The organism is Roseomonas aerilata DSM 19363, from assembly GCF_000711725.1.
Classification (GTDB): domain Bacteria; phylum Pseudomonadota; class Alphaproteobacteria; order Acetobacterales; family Acetobacteraceae; genus Roseomonas; species Roseomonas aerilata.
In genome coordinates, this window is sequence record NZ_JONP01000010.1 from 201,273 (window position 1) to 219,113 (window position 17,841).

The 17,841-nt window shown below is 64.9% G+C and carries 11 protein-coding genes and 1 pseudogene; 3 read left to right on the plus strand and 9 right to left on the minus strand.

Translation table 11 applies throughout. From position 1 onward, the window contains the following. Positions 1–123: 123 nt before the first annotated feature. Complete coding sequence (locus tag BO39_RS13955) at positions 124–366, minus strand: hypothetical protein (RefSeq protein ID WP_043834222.1); 243 nt, start codon at positions 364–366, stop codon at positions 124–126. 514 nt (positions 367–880) lie between these two features. Between BO39_RS13955 and BO39_RS13960 the strand changes: the two genes are divergently transcribed. Next, entirely contained in the window at positions 881–2,524 is a 1,644-nt protein-coding gene (locus BO39_RS13960; protein WP_043834224.1) for an inorganic phosphate transporter, read from the plus strand. Positions 2,525–2,692: 168 nt separating this feature from the next. Here BO39_RS13960 and BO39_RS13965 read toward each other — a convergent pair whose 3' ends face one another. From BO39_RS13965 to BO39_RS32605, 3 genes are all read right to left on the minus strand, one after another. Beyond that, on the minus strand, positions 2,693–3,427 hold the full coding sequence (locus BO39_RS13965) for a CHAD domain-containing protein (protein ID WP_043834227.1): 735 nt from the start codon (positions 3,425–3,427) through the stop codon (positions 2,693–2,695). Further along, complete coding sequence (locus BO39_RS31095; RefSeq protein ID WP_169742761.1) at positions 3,424–3,978, minus strand: CYTH domain-containing protein; 555 nt, start codon at positions 3,976–3,978, stop codon at positions 3,424–3,426. Before BO39_RS31095 ends, BO39_RS13965 begins: the two co-directional genes overlap by 4 nt. A gap of 395 nt (positions 3,979–4,373) precedes the next feature. Further along, entirely contained in the window at positions 4,374–4,631 is a 258-nt protein-coding gene (locus tag BO39_RS32605) for a hypothetical protein (RefSeq protein WP_156963684.1), read from the minus strand. A 254-nt stretch (positions 4,632–4,885) separates the two neighbouring features. Here BO39_RS32605 and sthA point away from each other — a divergent pair, with 254 nt between their 5' ends. Next, a complete protein-coding gene (gene sthA / locus BO39_RS13975; protein WP_043834232.1) occupies positions 4,886–6,313 on the plus strand; it encodes a Si-specific NAD(P)(+) transhydrogenase in 1,428 nt (475 codons plus the stop codon). A 110-nt stretch (positions 6,314–6,423) separates the two neighbouring features. On the opposite strand, the gene BO39_RS13980 is transcribed toward sthA, so the two are convergent. Together BO39_RS13980 and BO39_RS13985 are read right to left on the minus strand one after the other, a co-directional pair. Next, entirely contained in the window at positions 6,424–7,734 is a 1,311-nt protein-coding gene (locus BO39_RS13980; RefSeq protein WP_043834235.1) for an OprO/OprP family phosphate-selective porin, read from the minus strand. A gap of 35 nt (positions 7,735–7,769) precedes the next feature. Beyond that, complete coding sequence (locus tag BO39_RS13985; RefSeq protein WP_245615151.1) at positions 7,770–8,087, minus strand: pyruvate kinase; 318 nt, start codon at positions 8,085–8,087, stop codon at positions 7,770–7,772. 279 nt (positions 8,088–8,366) lie between these two features. Here BO39_RS13985 and BO39_RS29950 point away from each other — a divergent pair, with 279 nt between their 5' ends. Next, positions 8,367–10,556 (plus strand): DNA/RNA non-specific endonuclease, encoded by a 2,190-nt coding sequence (locus BO39_RS29950; protein WP_052402072.1) that lies wholly within the window; start codon positions 8,367–8,369, stop codon positions 10,554–10,556. A 424-nt stretch (positions 10,557–10,980) separates the two neighbouring features. Here the strand turns inward: BO39_RS29950 and BO39_RS14000 are convergent, their stop codons facing one another. The 3 genes and pseudogenes from BO39_RS14000 to BO39_RS14005 form a co-directional block, all read right to left on the minus strand. Next, complete coding sequence (locus tag BO39_RS14000; RefSeq protein ID WP_156963685.1) at positions 10,981–11,604, minus strand: hypothetical protein; 624 nt, start codon at positions 11,602–11,604, stop codon at positions 10,981–10,983. 188 nt (positions 11,605–11,792) lie between these two features. Further along, positions 11,793–11,924, minus strand: a pseudogene (locus tag BO39_RS34400) (IS6 family transposase); the annotation flags it as partial. A 94-nt stretch (positions 11,925–12,018) separates the two neighbouring features. Continuing rightward, complete coding sequence (locus tag BO39_RS14005; protein WP_052402073.1) at positions 12,019–16,584, minus strand: choice-of-anchor I family protein; 4,566 nt, start codon at positions 16,582–16,584, stop codon at positions 12,019–12,021. Positions 16,585–17,841: the final 1,257 nt, after the last annotated feature.

Consider the following 17,841-nt stretch of genomic DNA (forward strand, 5'->3'; position numbering starts at 1 on the left):
TGGTTCCGAGTTTCTATAACACGCAAGCTCTTTCCTCCTGGATGGGAGCACGAGGGGCCTAGTCGGTGATCCCCGGTCAACACTAGCGACCCAAGGTTGTAGAAGATCAGGCCTCTCACTCGCTCACGGCTTCTGTTTCGTGCGCCTGGAGGCCAGGGTCGCGCCCGCAAACATTTCAGAGGTCTCTTCGATGACGCGGCAACCTCCGATCAGAAGGCGCGCCTCGGTGCGGCTCGAACGTTTGTCAACGGCCGGTAGGTCACGGGAAGCGTCGCCCGCCTCATCCGCCGGTAAGCCGAGGATACGGCCGGGATATCCCGCCACGTCAAAGTAGCGCATGGTGCCGACGAGCTGATAGCGCACCACGGTCTGGCGGCCTGCTCCGTCAGGCGCTGAACGCTCCTCCTCCCTGCTCCTGCGGTGTCTGAGCCAGCGCCAAGCCGGAATGAATCGTTTCTGCCAGGAGCAGGGCCAAGAACGAGGGGACGCCGAGCGTCCTCATGAGGTAGTATCTAAAGCTGCCTGCTGTCCCCGTGTGTTTCACTTCTGCGGCGCAGAGGCTCGAGCCGAGCTTTCCTTCCAACAAAGCGACGCGACCGGCCTCTGCGACATTGCGAGGCACCGTCAGCGCTGTCCGGCACATGCAGGATGTCCAAATGTTCGTTGCCTCGGCCCACGGCTCCTCGTGCACCGATCTGCTGGTTGAGAGCCGCCTCCCCTCTTTCACCAGACGCTGCTTGCCGCTGTCATCTTCTTTTCACAGCTCAGGGCCTCATCCCCTTTTTCGATCGCGAAACACCGCCGCAACCATGGGCGTTGAGCACGTTGCCGACGCAGGTTCCGAACGGAAAATCCCGCAGCCGACGCCAAAGGATTGGTTATGTCCGGCATTACAGCAGATACATCTTCCTCCATTCCCGTGCCGGTCCCGGGGGCTGCGAAGCCCCACCTGGACGGCGGCCTAGGCCGGCACGGCCCCCTCATCATCATCGGCATCCTCGTGGTCGGTGTCGCTTACGCGGCCTACAGCCTCGTCTCGGACGTCGACGCCGCCGGCGCGGAGCCGACGACTTGGGTTCCTTTCGCCCTTCTCGCCGTCGCGCTGCTGATCGCGCTCGGCTTCGAGTTCGTGAACGGGTTCCACGACACGGCGAATGCGGTCGCGACGGTAATCTACACCCACAGCCTCCCGGCCCCGGTTGCGGTGGTCTGGTCCGGCTTCTTCAACTTCCTTGGCGTCGTCACCTCCTCGGGCGCGGTGGCCTACGGCATCGTCAGCCTCCTCCCGGTCGAGCTGATCCTGCGGGTCGGCAGCGGCGCAGGGCTCGCCATGGTCTTCTCCCTGCTCATCGCCGCCATCATTTGGAATCTCGGTACCTGGTACATGGGGCTGCCCGCCTCGTCCTCGCACACGCTCATCGGCTCGATCATCGGCGTTGGCTGGGCGAACGAGTTGACGGCCGTGGCGGGCGCACAGGCCTCCGGGGTGGACTGGTCCCAAGCGCGCGGGGTCTTTGAGGCCCTGCTTCTCTCCCCGCTCGTGGGCTTCGTCGGCGCCGCGCTGCTCTTGCTGGCCATGAAGCTCGTTGTGCGCAACAAACGCCTCTACCAGGCGCCGGAGACGACCGACCCGCCGCCTCGCTGGATCCGTGGCCTGCTGATCCTGACCTGCACTGGCGTGAGCTTCGCTCACGGCTCCAACGACGGTCAGAAAGGCATGGGGCTCATCATGCTGATCCTGATCGGCGTGGTGCCCGCCGCCTATTCTCTCAACCGTGCGGTTCCCGACAGCGCAACGCCCGGCTTCATCGAGGTGTCCACACAGGCTGCCACCGCGCTCCGCGGCTTGGCCGGGGACAGTGCTCCTGCCGTCGGCGGTGGGGAGATGCGCAAGCTTGTGGAGGACTACCTCCAGACCGATAAGCGCACCCTGGAAACCCTGCCCGCTATGGCTGCGCTGGCCGATGACATTGCGAGGCAGGTGCGCGGCTACGGCGCCATCCGCCGTGTTCCGGCCGAGCAGGTCCAGAACGTCCGCAACGACATGTACCTGGTGGACGAGGCGCTGCGGCAGATGGGCCGCCTGAACGACCCGCACTTTGACGAAGCGACGGCCGCTACCGTGAAGGAGTACCGCGGCACACTGGACCGCGCGACGCGTTTCATCCCCACATGGGTGAAGGTCTCCGTCGCCATCGCGCTCGGCCTTGGCACCATGGTCGGCTGGAAGCGCATCGTGGTCACGGTGGCCGAGCGGATCGGCAAGTCGCATCTCAGCTATGGGCAAGGCGCAGCCGCCGAGCTCGTCGCCGCGGCCACGATCGGCGCCGCCGACGTCTACGGCCTGCCCGTCTCGACCACGCACGTCTTGTCCTCCGGTGTGGCCGGGACGATGGCCGCGAACGGCACCGGCCTGCAGTGGGCGACGGTGCGCAATATTGCCCTCGCCTGGGTTCTCACCCTGCCCGCGGCCATGCTGCTCGCTGGCGGCATCTACATTGTCGCGCGGCAGTTCGTCGGGTGAACGAGGTGGATTTAGCTAGCCCTGGCAGAGCGTGTCCTGGACTGATCGGTTCCCCAATCGGGCGCGGGAGCGATGCGTCCCTGAACTCGCGACAAGCCTTTCGAAGGTCGTGGTGGGCCTCCGCCCGCTGTGCCTCGGCCCAGGTCTTCACGCTTGCCGCTGCCGGTGTCAGGGCCGTTTCCTGCTGGGCGAGGCGCTCCGCCAGGGTGGCGGCCACGGCAGCGTCATTAAGGCCTCCAAGCTATTCCTGAAGCAGCTTGCAGTGGTGGAGATAGGCCGAGACCCGCTTCTCCTTGTACAAGGGACGACGAACTCGATCCCGTAGCGGAGTTTCTTGAGTGCCTTGCGGAGGTCGTGCAACTCCGCCTCCGAGCGACGACGGATGTGCCGGCCACGACGCCGAGCTTTCCGTGCCAGCCGCTCCACCAGCCCGGGCGCGAGATCCAGCAAGGGCTCGTCCATGGCCCCATCAGCTGCCTTGCCGGTTACCGTCCCCGGATCCTCGGCCCAGGCCGCGAGGCCGGGCACGGTGCGCGTCAGTGTGGGGCGCCCGAACTCCTCCTCCACGCGTCGATGAGCCGTGCGCCGCTCGGCCTCTGCCAGGGGACGCAGCCACTCGGCCTCCGGACCTGCCACCTTCGGCAAGGTCTGCGTGACGAACACGTCCCAGTCGCGCGCCTCGCCAAGAACCGCTGCCAACTCCCGCAGGGCGGCCGTGAAGTGCGCCTCGGGCTCAGGTGCCAAACACGGTCGGAGGAGCACGAGCAAGGCCCGCAGACGACGGGTAGCGATACGCATCCCGTGGATCCCTTCCATTGGCCTGGCGGCCGCTGCTGGCTGGTGGGCCAGGAGAGCACCAAGCATGGTCGCAACGACCAAGCGGAAGGCCTCTGCTGCGATCATATCCCGCAGAAGGCCGACCCTGGGTTTTTCTCCCCCCGGTGAGGCTCGCTTGTTAGCAAGCGCCAGCCACGGTCAGACTTACTCTCGCTGCCAAGAATAAGACCCAGATCCGCCTGAAGCTCTTTCGCTACGCGATAGAGCGCGGCAGGCTTGCCCTCCTTCAGCTCCAGTTCGACCTCATGGATGTCTTCGGTGCGGTCGCTGGCACGGATGCTACCCTGGTCGACTGCGATTTCGATGTTTGCATCATTGTGGCGGAGCTTTCGCAGCGTGCGGATGACTTCGGTCCTGAGGACGGGGAACAGCTCCCCTTCAAATCCTGCAAGCGGCGTCTCCGCCAAGCGCTGCGGCTCGGGCTGCTCGGCTAGCACAGACCACTCCCACTCGCCCCGGCCGAAGGGACCAACGGCCCCTCTGAGCTTCAGAGCCTGTATGCAGCGGTTCCTGACATGGCGGACGCGAAAGCTGGCCCGGCTTGAACGATGGTACGGTCCGCTGTGTCGAAGTACGTCGTCGCCTCGCGTGAGGGTAAGCCTGGCTCGCAGTTCCACAGGACCGGAAGAATATCGAATGCAGCAATGTCTCCATGCCGCAGGAGGAACTTAATTTCGACTTCGGCGGGTTGGGGCGATGCAGACATCATAGCTTGCTTCAACGCGGAGAGGGCCGGCCACGTCGCTTAACGAAACCACAACATCACAACACGGCAACTTAATTGCCATAAAAATGAATCGATGAATTTTGATGGTAATTACCCAGTGCACCCTGAAGCGCGAGCCCACTTGAATCGCGAAAGAAGTCTTCAAAGCGCAAGAACGCATCATTACCCTTTGATCCTCACATTTTCGTGAGCTAAACTCCTCGTCAGCTTGGTTCTGGCAGTAAGCAGTTACGGAGAGTAGTTGTGTTCATCCTCCTAGCTTGTGAGACGACGACCACTGCGCGATTACAGGAAATGCTCGAGCAAGGTGGCCACGCCTGCTGCGCAGTCCCGGCCTCCAACAGCGCTGCTTTTTCCGCACGTGTTGCTGCTTGTGACGGTATTATCCTCGAAGTGCTCGACGTCGATCCGAAAGCATGTGAGGCAATCCGGGCCATCCGCCTGAATGGCATCATAACGCCAATCGTTTTGGTGGCTTCGCGAGCCAGCCCAGAAGCTGACAAGATCGCTCTCGACCAGGGCGCTGATGTTGTGTTGGTCCACCCTGTAAGTCCCACCATCCTAATGGCTCGGCTCAGGGCCATCCTGCGCCGGTGCCACAAACATGCACCGGCTAGCGATCTACGAGCTGTTGCAGGTTCGTTTCCGAACATGAAGCCGATGGTACCGAGCAGAGCTCCCGTCGCAGATCCAGAACGCGCTAATACAGCCGCAATTATGCACGCGAGCTAACCCAGAACGTTCTCGAGCGCGTTGTCCTGCTTACATACATTGGGATCATCGAGGGGATGAAGTGCATGATGTCGTACGACTTGGTGGTGATCGGCAGTGGTCCGTCCGGACGACGGGCCGCGGTACAAGCCGCCAAGCTGGGCCGCTCGGTACTCGTGATCGAGAAGGGCCTGCGCGTCGGCGGCGTCTCGGTGCACACCGGCACAATCCCCTCCAAGACGCTGCGCGAAACCGTGCTGAACCTGACCGGCTGGCGGGAACGCGGCTTCTACGGGATGTCATACCGGGTGAAGAGGGATATCGAGGCCGGTGACCTGATGGCGCGCCTGAACAAGACGCTGGAGCACGAAGTCGAGACTCTCGACCACCAGTTTTCCCGCAATCGGGTGGATACATTACGAGGCTTGGCTAGCTTCGTGGACCCGCACCGAATCGAGGTGCAGGTGGAAGCCGGCGAGACCCGACTGGTGGAGGCCGCCCGGGTCGTCATTGCCGTGGGCACCCGCCCTTTGCGGCCACCCCACATTCCGTTCAACAGCGAGACCGTGCTCGACAGCGACGAACTCGTGAAGCTCAAGGCTTTGCCAAGATCGATGACCGTCGTCGGTGCCGGCGTGATCGGGGTGGAGTATGCGACCATCTTCTCCGCCCTGGACGTTCGCGTAACACTCGTAGAGCCGCGCAGCAGCCTTCTCGATTTTGTTGACCGTGAGTTGGTCGACGACTTTATCCATCAGCTCCGAGACCGTGGGTTGGGCTTTCGCCTGGGCTCGAAGGTACAGTCCGTCCAGTTTGAGAACGGCCAGCCCGTGGCAATGCTGGAAGGCGGCCGGCGCGTTCGCTCGGAGATGCTGCTCTTTGCCGCCGGCCGGGTTGGCGCTACCGACGCACTCAACCTCGCGGCCTGCGGCTTGGCAGCTGACGAGCGCGGCCGTCTGGTCGTTGACCCTCAGACCTTCCAGACGGAGGTGCCGCATATCTACGCCACCGGCGACGTGATCGGCTTTCCGAGCCTGGCCTCCACCTCGCTGGAACAGGGGCGCATCGCCGCGTGTCACGCCTGCGGTGAGCCGCTGCCTCCAGCGCCGACATTCTTCCCCTACGGCATCTACTCGGTGCCCGAGATCTCCACGGTGGGTCTGAGTGAAGAGGAGGTGATCAAGGCAGGTACGCCTTACGAGTGCGGCATAGCTCGCTTTCGGGAAACGTCACGTGGGCACATCATGGGACTGAACGGCGGCTTGCTGAAGATGATCGTCGCGATCGAGACACGCCGGCTGCTTGGGGTGCACATCGTCGGCGAAGGAGCAACGGAACTGGTGCACATCGGCCAAGCAGTGCTGAACCTGGGCGGCACCCTGGACTACTTCATCGAGAACACCTTCAATTATCCAACGCTCGCCGAGGCGTACAAGATCGCTGCCTTGGACGCATGGAACCGCTTGACGCCCCGCAGGGAGGCAGTAGCCGGTGTGGCCACGGCATCACTGTAATCCTCAGCACACGTCAGATCGAGCGACCGCATCGCGCAGGGTCCGGCATTCCATACGCCGGACCCGTGCTAACGAAAGCGCGCAATGCTGTTGCGACGACAACTCTCTAGCTACAGGCTGATGGCCAGTCTGACCCCGAACGCCTGAAAGTCCCGATTACGGGTATCAAGCTTGATCTGCCCGTTCTCGTACTCCGCCTGGACCTTCAGGTTGGGCGAAAGATACCAGCTGAGCCCGCCAGTCCAGATGCTCTGCGCGCCGCCGCGTGTCGGTCCATCGCGTAGGTCCACGGTACTGTAGCGGGCCACCGCTTCCACCGCTCCCCAGTGACCATTCAGCGGGTCGACCATGCCCTGCGTTCTCGGCCGTGCCCAAGTACCGGTGTTACGAACCCTCTGTCGAGAGGGTCCGAGGAGCGGTACTGCTGCTTGGATGTACCAGCCGTCGAAGTTCCGCGATCCGCCGTTCGTTACATCAACGACGACGTGCTGGTAGAGCGCTTCGAGATAAACGGGGCCGACCCGGCCCGCGGCCTCGGGGCCGAAGGCGTAGGCCGTGTCGGTGCGAATGCCGGAGGTGTCGAGGAACCGGTTCGCATTGTCGCCCCGCAGTTCCGGGTAGTCCCTGAGGCGGATGGAGTCCGGGCCGGGGCTGGTTCCCGGACTGAACTGGGCTGTGGCGTCGAAACCAAGCTGGAACTGCAAGCTTGGCTCGTCCACCAGCAAAGCGACGCCGCGTCCGACGACGCCGCGCTGCTTGCTGTCGTGCAGGGCGGATGTGACGCCGGCCGTGCCGTAGAGGCTCGCGTTCCAGCGGCTCCCGCGGGCCTCGAAGCCGAGGGCCTCGCGGGTGTCACCAGAAGCCAGGCTCGCCACGATGTTGGTGATGGAGGCGCGCTCGAGGAACAGCAGGTCATAGGAACTGGACGCGTACTCCGGCAGGTGCTGCAGGGTGAAGGTCCCTGCCCTCACCGTCGCCCAGCCCAGCCCGTTCCAGGCAACTTGCGCTTCGAAAAGGGTGTTTGCCCGGCTGGGATAGCTGCCGAACTCCCAGGTGACGTTGTACTCGAAGTCCTGCAGGAAGGTGCCGCGTGCGCCGAGCCGCCCCCTTCGCACCTGGGTACCGCTGTCGAAACCGTTCGGAGCGTGCTGGTCGAAGAAGGACACGCCGTCTAGGTCGAGGCGAAGCAGGGGCGAGATCGTGAAGGCGCCCCCAGCGAGCGAGAGCGTCAGCCGGTCGTTGCGCCATGCCAGCCCGTCCGGGGTCGCCCGAGCGGCCGTCTGGCCCTGCGCCGCCGGTGTGGACGTATCCATTTGGCGTCCGAAGCTCGGTTCAGTCGAGTTCTGGCTACGAACCGTTTGGGCCGCGGCAGGGAGCGCGGGCGTGACCGCGAGCGCGGCAGCGAACATGATGCGGAGCAAGGCCGATCCTCTTCCGTCAATGAGCTGCACGCCTTTCACCAGCTGGCGAGGCGACGCAGCTGCGGCGTTTTCTTGTGCTGGTGCTCGGTCATGTGCCGGAGAAGTGTCTCGAGTTCGTGAACCGCTTCGAAGACATGCGGGCCCTTGTTGAGCATGACGCATTCCGCCCGGGCAACCATGGCCGCATCCGTCATTTCCTCGCGTGAAGGCGTGCCCTTCTTCACCAGATGCTCCAGCACCTGGGTCGCCCAGATCACGGGAACCTGTGCCGCCTCCCCCATCCGGTACGCAGGACGAGCCGCTGACCCGCGCTCCTCCTTGACAGGGCAGGCGGCCGTCTCTGTCTGGTCCATGGCAGATATCTCCGCGCTAGAAGCCCGCGGCCTACCCCATGCACCGGCGCCACGGTGTGAAGAGGCAGTGACGCTACAAGCACGAAACCGTCGGCGGGGAGGAGCAGTAGGCTGGAGCGGCGGCCACGCCGCTGCAGCGCGAGGACGCAGCGTCTTCCTAGAAGTCGGGGCCGGAGAGATCCTCCAGGGACGGGCACCGCAGCAAGCTTGAACGCTGCGGCGCCTCGGCTTCGCCGAACCGTCACTGGAATCACTACCCTGGCGCAGTAGACTTGCATCATGGCCGATCTCGACGCGATCGTCACACAACGCATCCAGGCCAGCCGCGACCAGCGGCTGCGCTCACGCCGATGCATTGACGAACGCAAACCTCTGTTGGCGGAGGACAACCTGCCGCGCCGCCTCGCCGTGGCGGAGCGCTTGGCTCCCGACGCAGCCGGATTGACGGACGCCGAGGCGGTTCAGGGCGACAGCGTGGACTATGTCGATGCGGCCTTCCTACCTATCGGGGGTCACCGCTCCCGCGCGGTGGCGGCAGTGATGGTTGGGAGCGGATCACCGATCGGCTCGGGCTTTCTGATCAGCCCACGACTTTTCCTTACCAACAATCATGTCCTCAGCTCACCCGAGGATGCGGCGGCAGCGCAACTGCTCTTCGACTACGAGATCGACGAGTACGGCAGGCCGCGATTGACAACGAGCTTTGCGCTCGATCCCAAAAGCTTCTTTCACACCGTCGGACTTGATTCGCTTGATTACACGTTGGTCGCAGTCCGCGACGGCGGCCGTGGCCCGGCTCGATTAAGCGAAATCCCCTATTGCCCACTCAGCGACCGGCCGGACAAACACGCAAAGGGTATCTGCGTGAACATCGTCCAGCACCCTAACGGGGGCTTCAAGAAAGTAGTGATGCGGGAGAACCGCATTGTCGCGCGGGGCGACTTCACCCTCCATTACGAGGCGGACACCGAGCCGGGCTCCTCCGGTTCACCAGTCTTCAACGACAACTGGGAAGTCGTGGCACTGCACCATTGGGGCAGCCCGCACCTAGAGACTCGCAGCGTGGATGGGGAGACAGTGCCAGTGACGGTTAACGAGGGTGTTCGCATCAGTTCGATCGTCGCTGATCTGAAACAGGCCGGCGGCGCGTCAGGGCCAGAAGTGACGGATCTGCTAGGCCAAGCACTGGCACTTGGGGATGCCGCAGGCAACGTGCCCGACCTCGGCGCCCGGGTGCCACCAAAGGCGGATGCGCCGGGGAGCACCGGTGGCCAGACCGTGGCTGCTGCAGCCGGTCCCGCTGTCCCGGCCGATGCCATTTTGCCGGCTGATGGCGCGACGGTGCGGATCAATCTGGTGGTGCCGCTTGAGATTGGTCTGCGGCTCGCTGGCGGCCTCATCGCTACGCCAGTCATGGCCGCGCAGCAGCAGCCAGCGGCCGCGCCTGCGCCCGCTACGGTGCCGGCCGCTGCGGCGCCGGCGTCTGTGACCCGAGCGCGCATCCCGACCGACCCTGCCGCACCGGTTGCCCTCGCCAGTACTGTCATCGGCGCCGAACGGGTCAGCATCGATCCTGACTTCGCCAACCGCAGCGGTTTCGCCAGTGGTTTCCTGCCTGGGCTGAAGATTGGGCTGGAAGCGATGCTGACACCGCTGCAGGACGCGATCACGCCGCTGAACGCGGCCACGGAAGAGCGAATCCCCGGCCTGCTGGACTACGAGCATTTCAGCCTGGCGATGCACAGGGGCCGACGGTTGGCGATCCTGACAGCCACCAATATAGACGGCGCTAGCTACATTGAAATCGACCGTCGCACCGGCCAGCCGGCCCAGGCCGAGGCGGGCGACCGATGGTTCGACGACGCACGCGTCGATCCGGCGGGGACAGTGCGGCAGGACTTCTACTCGGCGAACAGCGCCTACTTCGACCGCGGCCACCTGACCCGCCGCTCTGATCCAACCTGGGGCACCGCTACGCGCGCGATCCGTGCCAATGCCGACACCTTTCATTTCACCAACTGCTCGCCGCAGCACTGGCTGTTCAACCAATCGGTCAAATTCTGGCAGGGTGTGGAGCGCTTCTACCTCGAATTTGGCGCTCAGCCGGATCATGCCCGCTTGTCGGTGCTGCAAGGACCGGTGTTCGGGGACGACGATCCGTCTTATGACGAAGTCCAAGTGCCGCTGACCTTCTGGAAGATCGTGCTCCGCTTGGAGGATGGCGTACCGAAGGCGACCACCTTTCTCGTCTCGCAAGAGAAGTTGCTGAAGATCAAGCGACGCGGACAGGCACCCACAGCGCTGGACGATACACCCGAGGTGGACGAATATCGTGTGCCCCTGAGACGCATCGCCGCGTTGACAGGCCTCGATCTCGGCGCCCTGTTGCCATATGACAGTTTCGAGAGCGGAAGAGGCGCGGAGCTTGTCGCGCAGGTCGAACTGCGGAGTTGGGCGGACTTAAGGTGAAGCCTAAACGTCACTCGCCGTTCAGCCAGACCTTCTGACCGGCAGATAGTACTTGGCGCTCGGCTGTCGCCCACCCGGCTCTGGCTGGTTACGAACAAACCAGCCCCATGCTCAGACCTGGCGGATCTCGTAGGAGCTTGTCAGAGGCAAGAATGCTCCATCCAAATCGGCAGCTCACGCAGCCGAGGTGCGGTCCGGAGAGCCAGGATCAGCGCGCCCGCGGGTTCCCGAGCGAGATCGCGATGTCGGTGAGATCGCGAAGTTCCCTCGTGTCGGGTGGGCGCCTCGGCGGGACGGAGGCTGGGCTACCCCGGTCCTCCTCGACCAGCTTGGGGAACTCACCCCATCGCGGGCGCCTCTCCTCGCCCTCTTTACCGGGGTTCTGCGCTCCCTCGGGAGCGACATCGCGCACCGCCTTGAGCATCTATCCGAGCCCTCCGGCCGTAAACGTAGCGACGAGCCCGCCAATTGTCAGCAGCAACGCGCCGACCAGGGCAACGAAGGCTCGGTTCCTCCAGGTTTTCCTCTCCCGGTTTGCCACCCGGTTGCGGGCTGTCGCGACGATCATTTGCGCAATAAGGCTGCCGCGCACCCTGGCGAGGATGATGCTCTCCAGTTCCTGTGGTGTCGCGTCCGCGAACTGCTCCCTGGTTTCTTGCGCCACCTGGCCCGTCGACCGGAGCAGTTCTGACTCGGGAGCCACGTCAAGCACGCCCCGCCGGACGAGCGCCGCAAGCAAGCAGGCGATGGACACCGCGACCAGCGCCACGTCGACTGCAAAGGCGGCGGCAATGGGAACGGCATAGCCAGGCGGAGCCTGTCGGAGTTGGGGAGCCGCGACGGCAATGGCGGCGAAGGTTGCCCCGGTACCGGTCGCGTAGAAGGGCAGGCTCCGGATGACAGTCTCCTCGTCATCGAGCTCGCGAAGGAACCGCTGGCGAACGTAGCCTTCCAGGAACGCCTGCGTGGCGCCGGTGTCGGCTCGGTAAGCGGCCGCTTCTGGATCGGGCCCGGGGCGCACGCGTCCCGGGGTCAAGGTTTCCTCCACACGCGACTCCCGCGAACAAAGCAGGAACATGCACAACCGCGCTCACGCTGTCCATCTTCTTCGGCACCGCTGCACCACCTGTGACTTCCAAGGCTTTTCATTCGTCAGCGCTTCTATTCCGGCGGTAATCTACTACCCGACTACCGCCTGAAATCGTGACCGCAGCAAGCGGCCGAACATCGCGCGCCGACGCCTCGCTCCGTCAGAACCTGTTCCATATTCCGCAAGCTTAGCCTGAACACATGGTCGAGCCAGACCGCGTGGGTAATGATCTCCGCTGGGAAGCGGTGCCCGGAGTAGGTGGTGGGACCTGGCGTCATCCTCGCAGACTGTTCCGACGCGGTCCTTCGGGTTGCCGCCTATCAGCTTGGCAGTGGCGGCACGGAGATCTCCTCCGCGCCGTCAGACGCCAAGTCAGCCAAAAATGAAGTCACTCTCGCTGAGGGACGACAGCGAGATGCCAGTCAGTGTTACAGTGTCCGTTCCAGACAGGCTGATGACGACATTGTTGCTCTCCTGCCGGCTGGCAGCCATTACCTGCTGGAAGGTTACGAAGGTGCCAGGCTGGAACTGTAACAGGTCGTCATCCGCCCCCACCTGTCCGAAGCCGTAGATCAGGTCGCGACCGGAGGCAGCCTCGAAGATGTACACGTCGCGGCCCCCTTCGCCGTAGAGCGCGTCGTCTCCCTCTGCGCCGAGGATGAAATCATCCCCATCCCCGCCGACGAGGATGTCGTTGCCCAGACCGCCGAAGATGGTATCCGTCCCGGCATCGCCGCGAAGATGGTCGTCGCCGAGTTCGCCATAGAGTGCGTCACCATCGGCCCCACCAAAGGCCAGGTCATTGCCGTCGCCGCCAGCGAGCGTATCTAGGCCCGCATCACCGACGAGGACATCGTTGCCGCCATCACCGCGCAGGTGGTCGGAACCATCGGCGCCGTACAACGTGTCCGCGTCATCTCCGCCGAAGGCGAGGTCATTGCCGGCCTCTCCCAGTAGGATGTCGCGACCGGCCTCGCCCCAAAGTTCATCCGCATCAGCGCCGCCGAAGGCAAGGTCGCCGTCAGATCCGCCGACGAGCGTGTCAAGACCTGTATCGCCAATGAGGAGGTCGTTGCCGTCGTCACCACGAAGATGATCGTTGCCGGCCTCGCCGTAAAATGCATCGGCGTCGGCGCCGCCGAAAGCAAGATCGTTGCCCTCGCCCCCCACGAGAATGTCGACGCCGGTATCGCCGACAAGCACGTCATTGCCCGCATCACCGCGCAAGTGGTCGTTGCCCGCCTCGCCGTAGATGGTGTCGCTCCCATCTCCGCCGAAGGCGAGGTCGTTGCCGGCTACCCCCAGCAGGAAGTCGGCGCCGCCGAGCCCGACCAGCACGTCGTTACCATCAAGCCCGACTAGAATGTCGCGGCCATCCTGTCCAACTACGGTGTCGTCCGTCGCGCCGCCGGCATGCAGGACCGGCAGCACCGTGTCGGTGCGGAAGGCGAGGTTCTGGATGCGCTCATCTCCGGCCGGTGCGGTGTCGGCTACCGTGAAGGCGGCGTCGGCGGTGCTGTGCGCGACCTTGAGATACTCCGCCAGCGCATCTTGTTCGCTGCCCTTCGCGGCGAAAGTCGCGGCGCCTTCGGCAAGGGCGGCGTTGTTCAGCAGGTCAACCCGGCTGTCGGCATAGAGCCCGATCGGGTAGCCGTCGCCCCCGTCCGCCAGGAAGCTCAACGTCGCCATTTTGATGGCGCGGCTTGGATCACCTACGAGGGCACCGTTCTGCACCACCGTGTCGATCACCGCGCCGTCATCGTTTACAATGACGAGGTTCTGCACCCGCGCTCCAGCGCGCTGCACCGTGCCGTCCACGTTCAGAATCTGGGAGGTCGCAGTCGGGTCGTAGCTGAAGGAGACGCCGCCGACCTGGCCAAAGGACCCGGGCGTCGCGCCCGGTGCGACACCTGAGACCGCGTGCTCGAAGATCCGGACCATCTCGGCCGCCGTGACACTCACGATCGAGAGGGCGTTGTTAAAACGCAGCGAGTTCTCGATGTCGAGCTGGCTGACCGCGCCCTCGGGCTTGCCGGCCAGTGGATTGGCCTGGGGCGGCAGCTCGCCCGCTTCGGCACCGAGCCCGATCGAACCGATCTCGGCCCGGATGCCGCCGCCGTTCTTGATCGAGACGGTCACGCCCGCATCGACCTGCTTCGCCACGAAGAGGTTCGCATCGGCCGTCAGGTCGCCCAGGTTGGTCTCCTCGGTGCGCACCTCGCCGCGCCGCCCCTCCAGGTACACGTCGGTGTAACCGAGGAGGTTGCCGTCCTTCTGGTTGATCACGGCGGTTACGGCATCGGTCAGCGCGCGCACCTCGCCGCCCCGCGTCCCGTCGGCATAGGCGTCCTCGGAACCCCAGAGGGCGGCGACGGTCGTGTCGGTCGTGGCATAGGCGCCGGAGACCGCGGGATCGACGCTGGAGGGGATGATGTTGCCGTTGGCGTCGAAGGTGACCACCAGCCGGCCGACATAGGCGTACTCGTTGCCTGTGTTCACCACCGCCGTCGACTTGCCGTCCGCGCCGGTGACGAAGACAGGGTAACTCTGTGCCGCCGCGTCGCCCGGCTGCAACACGTCGCTGCCGTCGGCGAAGACCGCGTGGCTGCCCCCGGCGACGATGACGTCCACGCCGCTGAGCTTGGTCGCGAGGTCTAGTTCCAGCTGGTATTGCTGCAGGTGGCTGAGCAGTACCACCTTGTTGATGCCCTGGGCGGTCATCTGGTCGACGTAGGGCTGCAGGATCGCGACCAGCTCGGTGGTATTGTCCACCCCGCCGTCGCCCTGTGGGTCGAGCACCCGCACGCCGCCAACCGAGGAGATGGAGGCGAGAAGCTGGGTCGTCAGGCCCAGCACCCCGATCGTCTGGCCGTTCTCCACGATCGTGGTCCAGGGCGAGATCTGCTGGTCGGCGGCCTCCGCGGTCAGCGCCGTGCCGCTGTCCAGATCGGCGGCCGTGGTAGCGTAGCTGGCCGCGTCACGCAGCGTCGCCGTTACCAGGCTCCGCAGCGACGCTTCGCCGGCGAAATCCAGATTGGCGGAGAGGTAGGGGAACATCGCGCCGATCGAGGTGACAGAGGCTGCAGTGGTGCCCGTACCCTTGGTGAAGTCGATCGCCGCGGCCACCGCCGCCGGACCGAAGTCGAACTCGTGGTTACCGAAGACGCTCGCCTGCACGCCCAGAGCGTTCATAATCGCGATGTCGACGGTCGCGGGGTTCAGCGCGAGCCCCGCAAAGTCGCTGGCGGGCACGCCCAGCAGCCAGGAGTAGAGGTCCTGAAGCTCATTCTTCACGCTCGGATCGGTACCGGCAGCGTTGAAGGGGCTCGGGATGTAGTTGTCGCCTGAGGAGAGGGTGATGCTGTTCGCGACGCTGTCCTCGAGCTTGTCCACGATAGCCGCGAAGCGGCTCGCCCGCGTCGTCGCAGCAAGCCCCGCCTCAAAATCCGAGCCATGCAGGATCTGCAGCGTGAAGTTACCGCCGGTCTCCGTCAGGGCGTGCGCAGTGGTGACGCCGGAACCCTCGGCGGGCGAGAGCAGCAGCGGCCCGCCGGCCCCGGCCGGCGCGTCCTCGGCCGAGACGAAGTGGATCACCTCCGGGGCGTCGTCCGTCGCGACGATCCCCGCATAGGTGACGTCGGTCGGCGAGTTGATGGCGAAGGACATGACAGAATCTGCCCGCTCCAGCGCCACAAAGGCGTAGAGCTGCCCGTTCACTATGCCCAACGTGACGCTCTCCGGCTCCGGTCCCTTGTCGTCCGAGCGGGTATCGTCGAACAGGTCCGGCCGGTTCTGCAGCAGCATACGCTCGATCATGTCCCCGGAGTCGTAGGTCTGCACCAAGCCGCCGTGTGTTACCTCCCAGATCGAAAAGCTGCGGCCGCCAAGGGCGTGCAGCACGTCGATGTCGCCGTCGCCGTCGGTGTCGCCATCCACCTTGGAGACCTGGAGTCGCCCGAGAGCGCCGGCCGCCTTCACCGCCGCGACGTCGGCTGCGCCACCGAAGCTCGCCTCGTCCAGGCTAAGCGTGCTGACGCGAGCGACATCGCTGTAGCTTCCCCACTCGGAGGCATCGCCCTCGTTGGCTGTGACAAGATAGGTGCGGCCGCCGGACTCGAAGGTTGCGATGCCGTCCGGCATGTAAAGGCCGCGCAGGTTTGCGTTGACAATGTTAGCGCCGCCGTCCCGATCCGAAGGGTCGAGCCCCTGGCCGGGAAGCGAGTAGTCCTTCGTGCCCAAGGCGAAGATGTTGGTGTAGGTCAGCGTGCCCAGGTCGAGCAGCGCGACCGCATTGTTCTCCTGCAGAGTGACGTATGCCTTGGTGCCATCGGCGGAAACGGCGATGTATTCCGGCTCTAGGTCCGTCACGGCCGTGATGCCCGGCACGCCGGTGATCCGCACGCCGCTGGCCCGTAGTGCTTCGGTGTCGAACCCCTCGAAGCCGAGGAAGGTACTTGCGCCGGTCGCTACGTCGATGACCGCTACCCCGCCGACGGGGTCGCCCGAGGGATTCACGCCGTAGTTTGCATTCGGCTCACCCTCGATCGCGACGAGAAGGCGACTACCGTCCGGCGTGAAGGTCACCATGTCCGGTACTGCACCGACCTCCACCTGACGGATCGCTGCGGCGGCGTTGCCGTCGGCAGCCATGCGGTAGAAGGCGACCGAGCCGTTGCTCCCAGGCGTCGGGCCGTCATAGGCGACGGCGATCACATCGCCATGGACCGCCACGCTGTTGCCCGTCCCCAAGGAGCCGAGATCGGCCCGGGGCAGGCTGAAGCGCAGTGCGCCGTCGGCCGCGGCCAGTGCCTCTACCCCGGTTGGGCCGAGTACCAGCACGCGTTCGGTCCGCGGATCATAGGCAATGACCTCCGCGCTGCCGGCGGGGGTATCAGTGCTGTCCCGTGTCCAGAGGAGGTTACCGCTGATGGTGGCCATGGTGATTGCGCTCCCCTCTGGTGCAGCACGGGCTGTCTCGGTAAAGAAGGCATTACCCGGCGTTAACCGCCCGGACATGCATACTTTTATGACATTAGCTGGGCATGGAGGGATGACACCTCAGAGCGCGACCGTTGCAAACGCTCGTGCCTCGCGATGCGGTCGTGGCTGTGAGCGCAGCCTCGGCACAGGGCAGTTGCTCCCGCCGCACCACCCATGCCCAAAGAGGCACGCATCCTGGAATGGCCAAAACCAGGCCCGCGCAAGGCTGCCAACACTGTGGGCTGGTCTGTGAGGTCACGTGCTCGACGAAACGAGCCGACAGCGGCGACGTTGGCCGCCTGGGCCAGGTCGGCCCAGGACAACCTTTATGCAGAAGCACAGCCTTGCGCTCGCGCTTGCCCTCGGCCTGATTGCGGGCCCGGCCCTCGCCCAATCTCCCGCCCCGCAGCCAAGTGTGTCGACGGCCCCGACGCCCAGCGCTCCGGGCGGCGTGACCCCCGATCAAGGTGCGGGCGTTCCAGGCGCTGCCGCCTCTCCGCTCGCGCCTGTCCCATCCGCCGGTCCTCCGGACCCGCAGGCTGGTACCCCAGGCACGCAGGATCCGTCACAGCTCGGCGGCTCAGGCGGGTAACTCGTCGCCGCCTCTAAATCGACGCACGTGTAGAAGGCTCCGGCTGAGCGGTCGCGGGTTGGAGCCAACGTCATTGGCGATGGATTGCATTATGATGACAGCTTCGACCTCCAAGTCGCCGATAGCAGCAAAGGGGTCTACGGCGGCTATCCATGCAGCGGGCAAGCAGGGCACGACCAGGGGCCCAGTTAGGCTGGGCCCGACACGCCATCGTTGCTAACCGCGTGCAGGTCGGGAGTGATGGGTCCGAACGGTTTCTTTTGAGTGGACGTGATCCTCCCCTCGCGTGTGAGTTCCGAGCTGGCAGGGAGCGTACTCGCGAGCGCCGCTGAGCAATGCCTTGGGTCTCCGCCGCCGCCCGCAGTGCCGTCTCAGCCCGCAGCACGGCCGCGTCGGTCAGGCGCCGGACCTGAACCAGCCGGCTGGTAGCAATCGTCAACTCCGACCTCGCCGCCGCCTCGCGCGGGCGGTTGCGGGCCGCACTCGGCAAGGGCACGCGCAGGCGCAGGCCGAAGCTCGTCCCCTGCTCCGTCACGGTGCCCTCCTGGCGCATGACGTAGCCGCCGAGCTCGGGATTATCGATCGACGTTGCCGCAACGAGCCGCACCTGGGCCTCGGCGGCG

What these genes read in the sequence shown, in the direction of transcription:
- BO39_RS13960 (WP_043834224.1), top strand. Translation starts at nt 881, where the DNA reads ATGTCCGGCATTACAGCAGATACATCTTCCTCCATTCCCGTGCCGGTC.
- BO39_RS13965 (WP_043834227.1), bottom strand. Translation starts at nt 3,427, where the DNA reads ATGATCGCAGCAGAGGCCTTCCGCTTGGTCGTTGCGACCATGCTTGGT.
- sthA (WP_043834232.1), top strand. Translation starts at nt 4,886, where the DNA reads ATGATGTCGTACGACTTGGTGGTGATCGGCAGTGGTCCGTCCGGACGA.
- BO39_RS13985 (WP_245615151.1), bottom strand. Translation starts at nt 8,087, where the DNA reads ATGGACCAGACAGAGACGGCCGCCTGCCCTGTCAAGGAGGAGCGCGGG.
- BO39_RS29950 (WP_052402072.1), top strand. Translation starts at nt 8,367, where the DNA reads ATGGCCGATCTCGACGCGATCGTCACACAACGCATCCAGGCCAGCCGC.
- BO39_RS14005 (WP_052402073.1), bottom strand. Translation starts at nt 16,584, where the DNA reads ATGGCCACCATCAGCGGTAACCTCCTCTGGACACGGGACAGCACTGAT.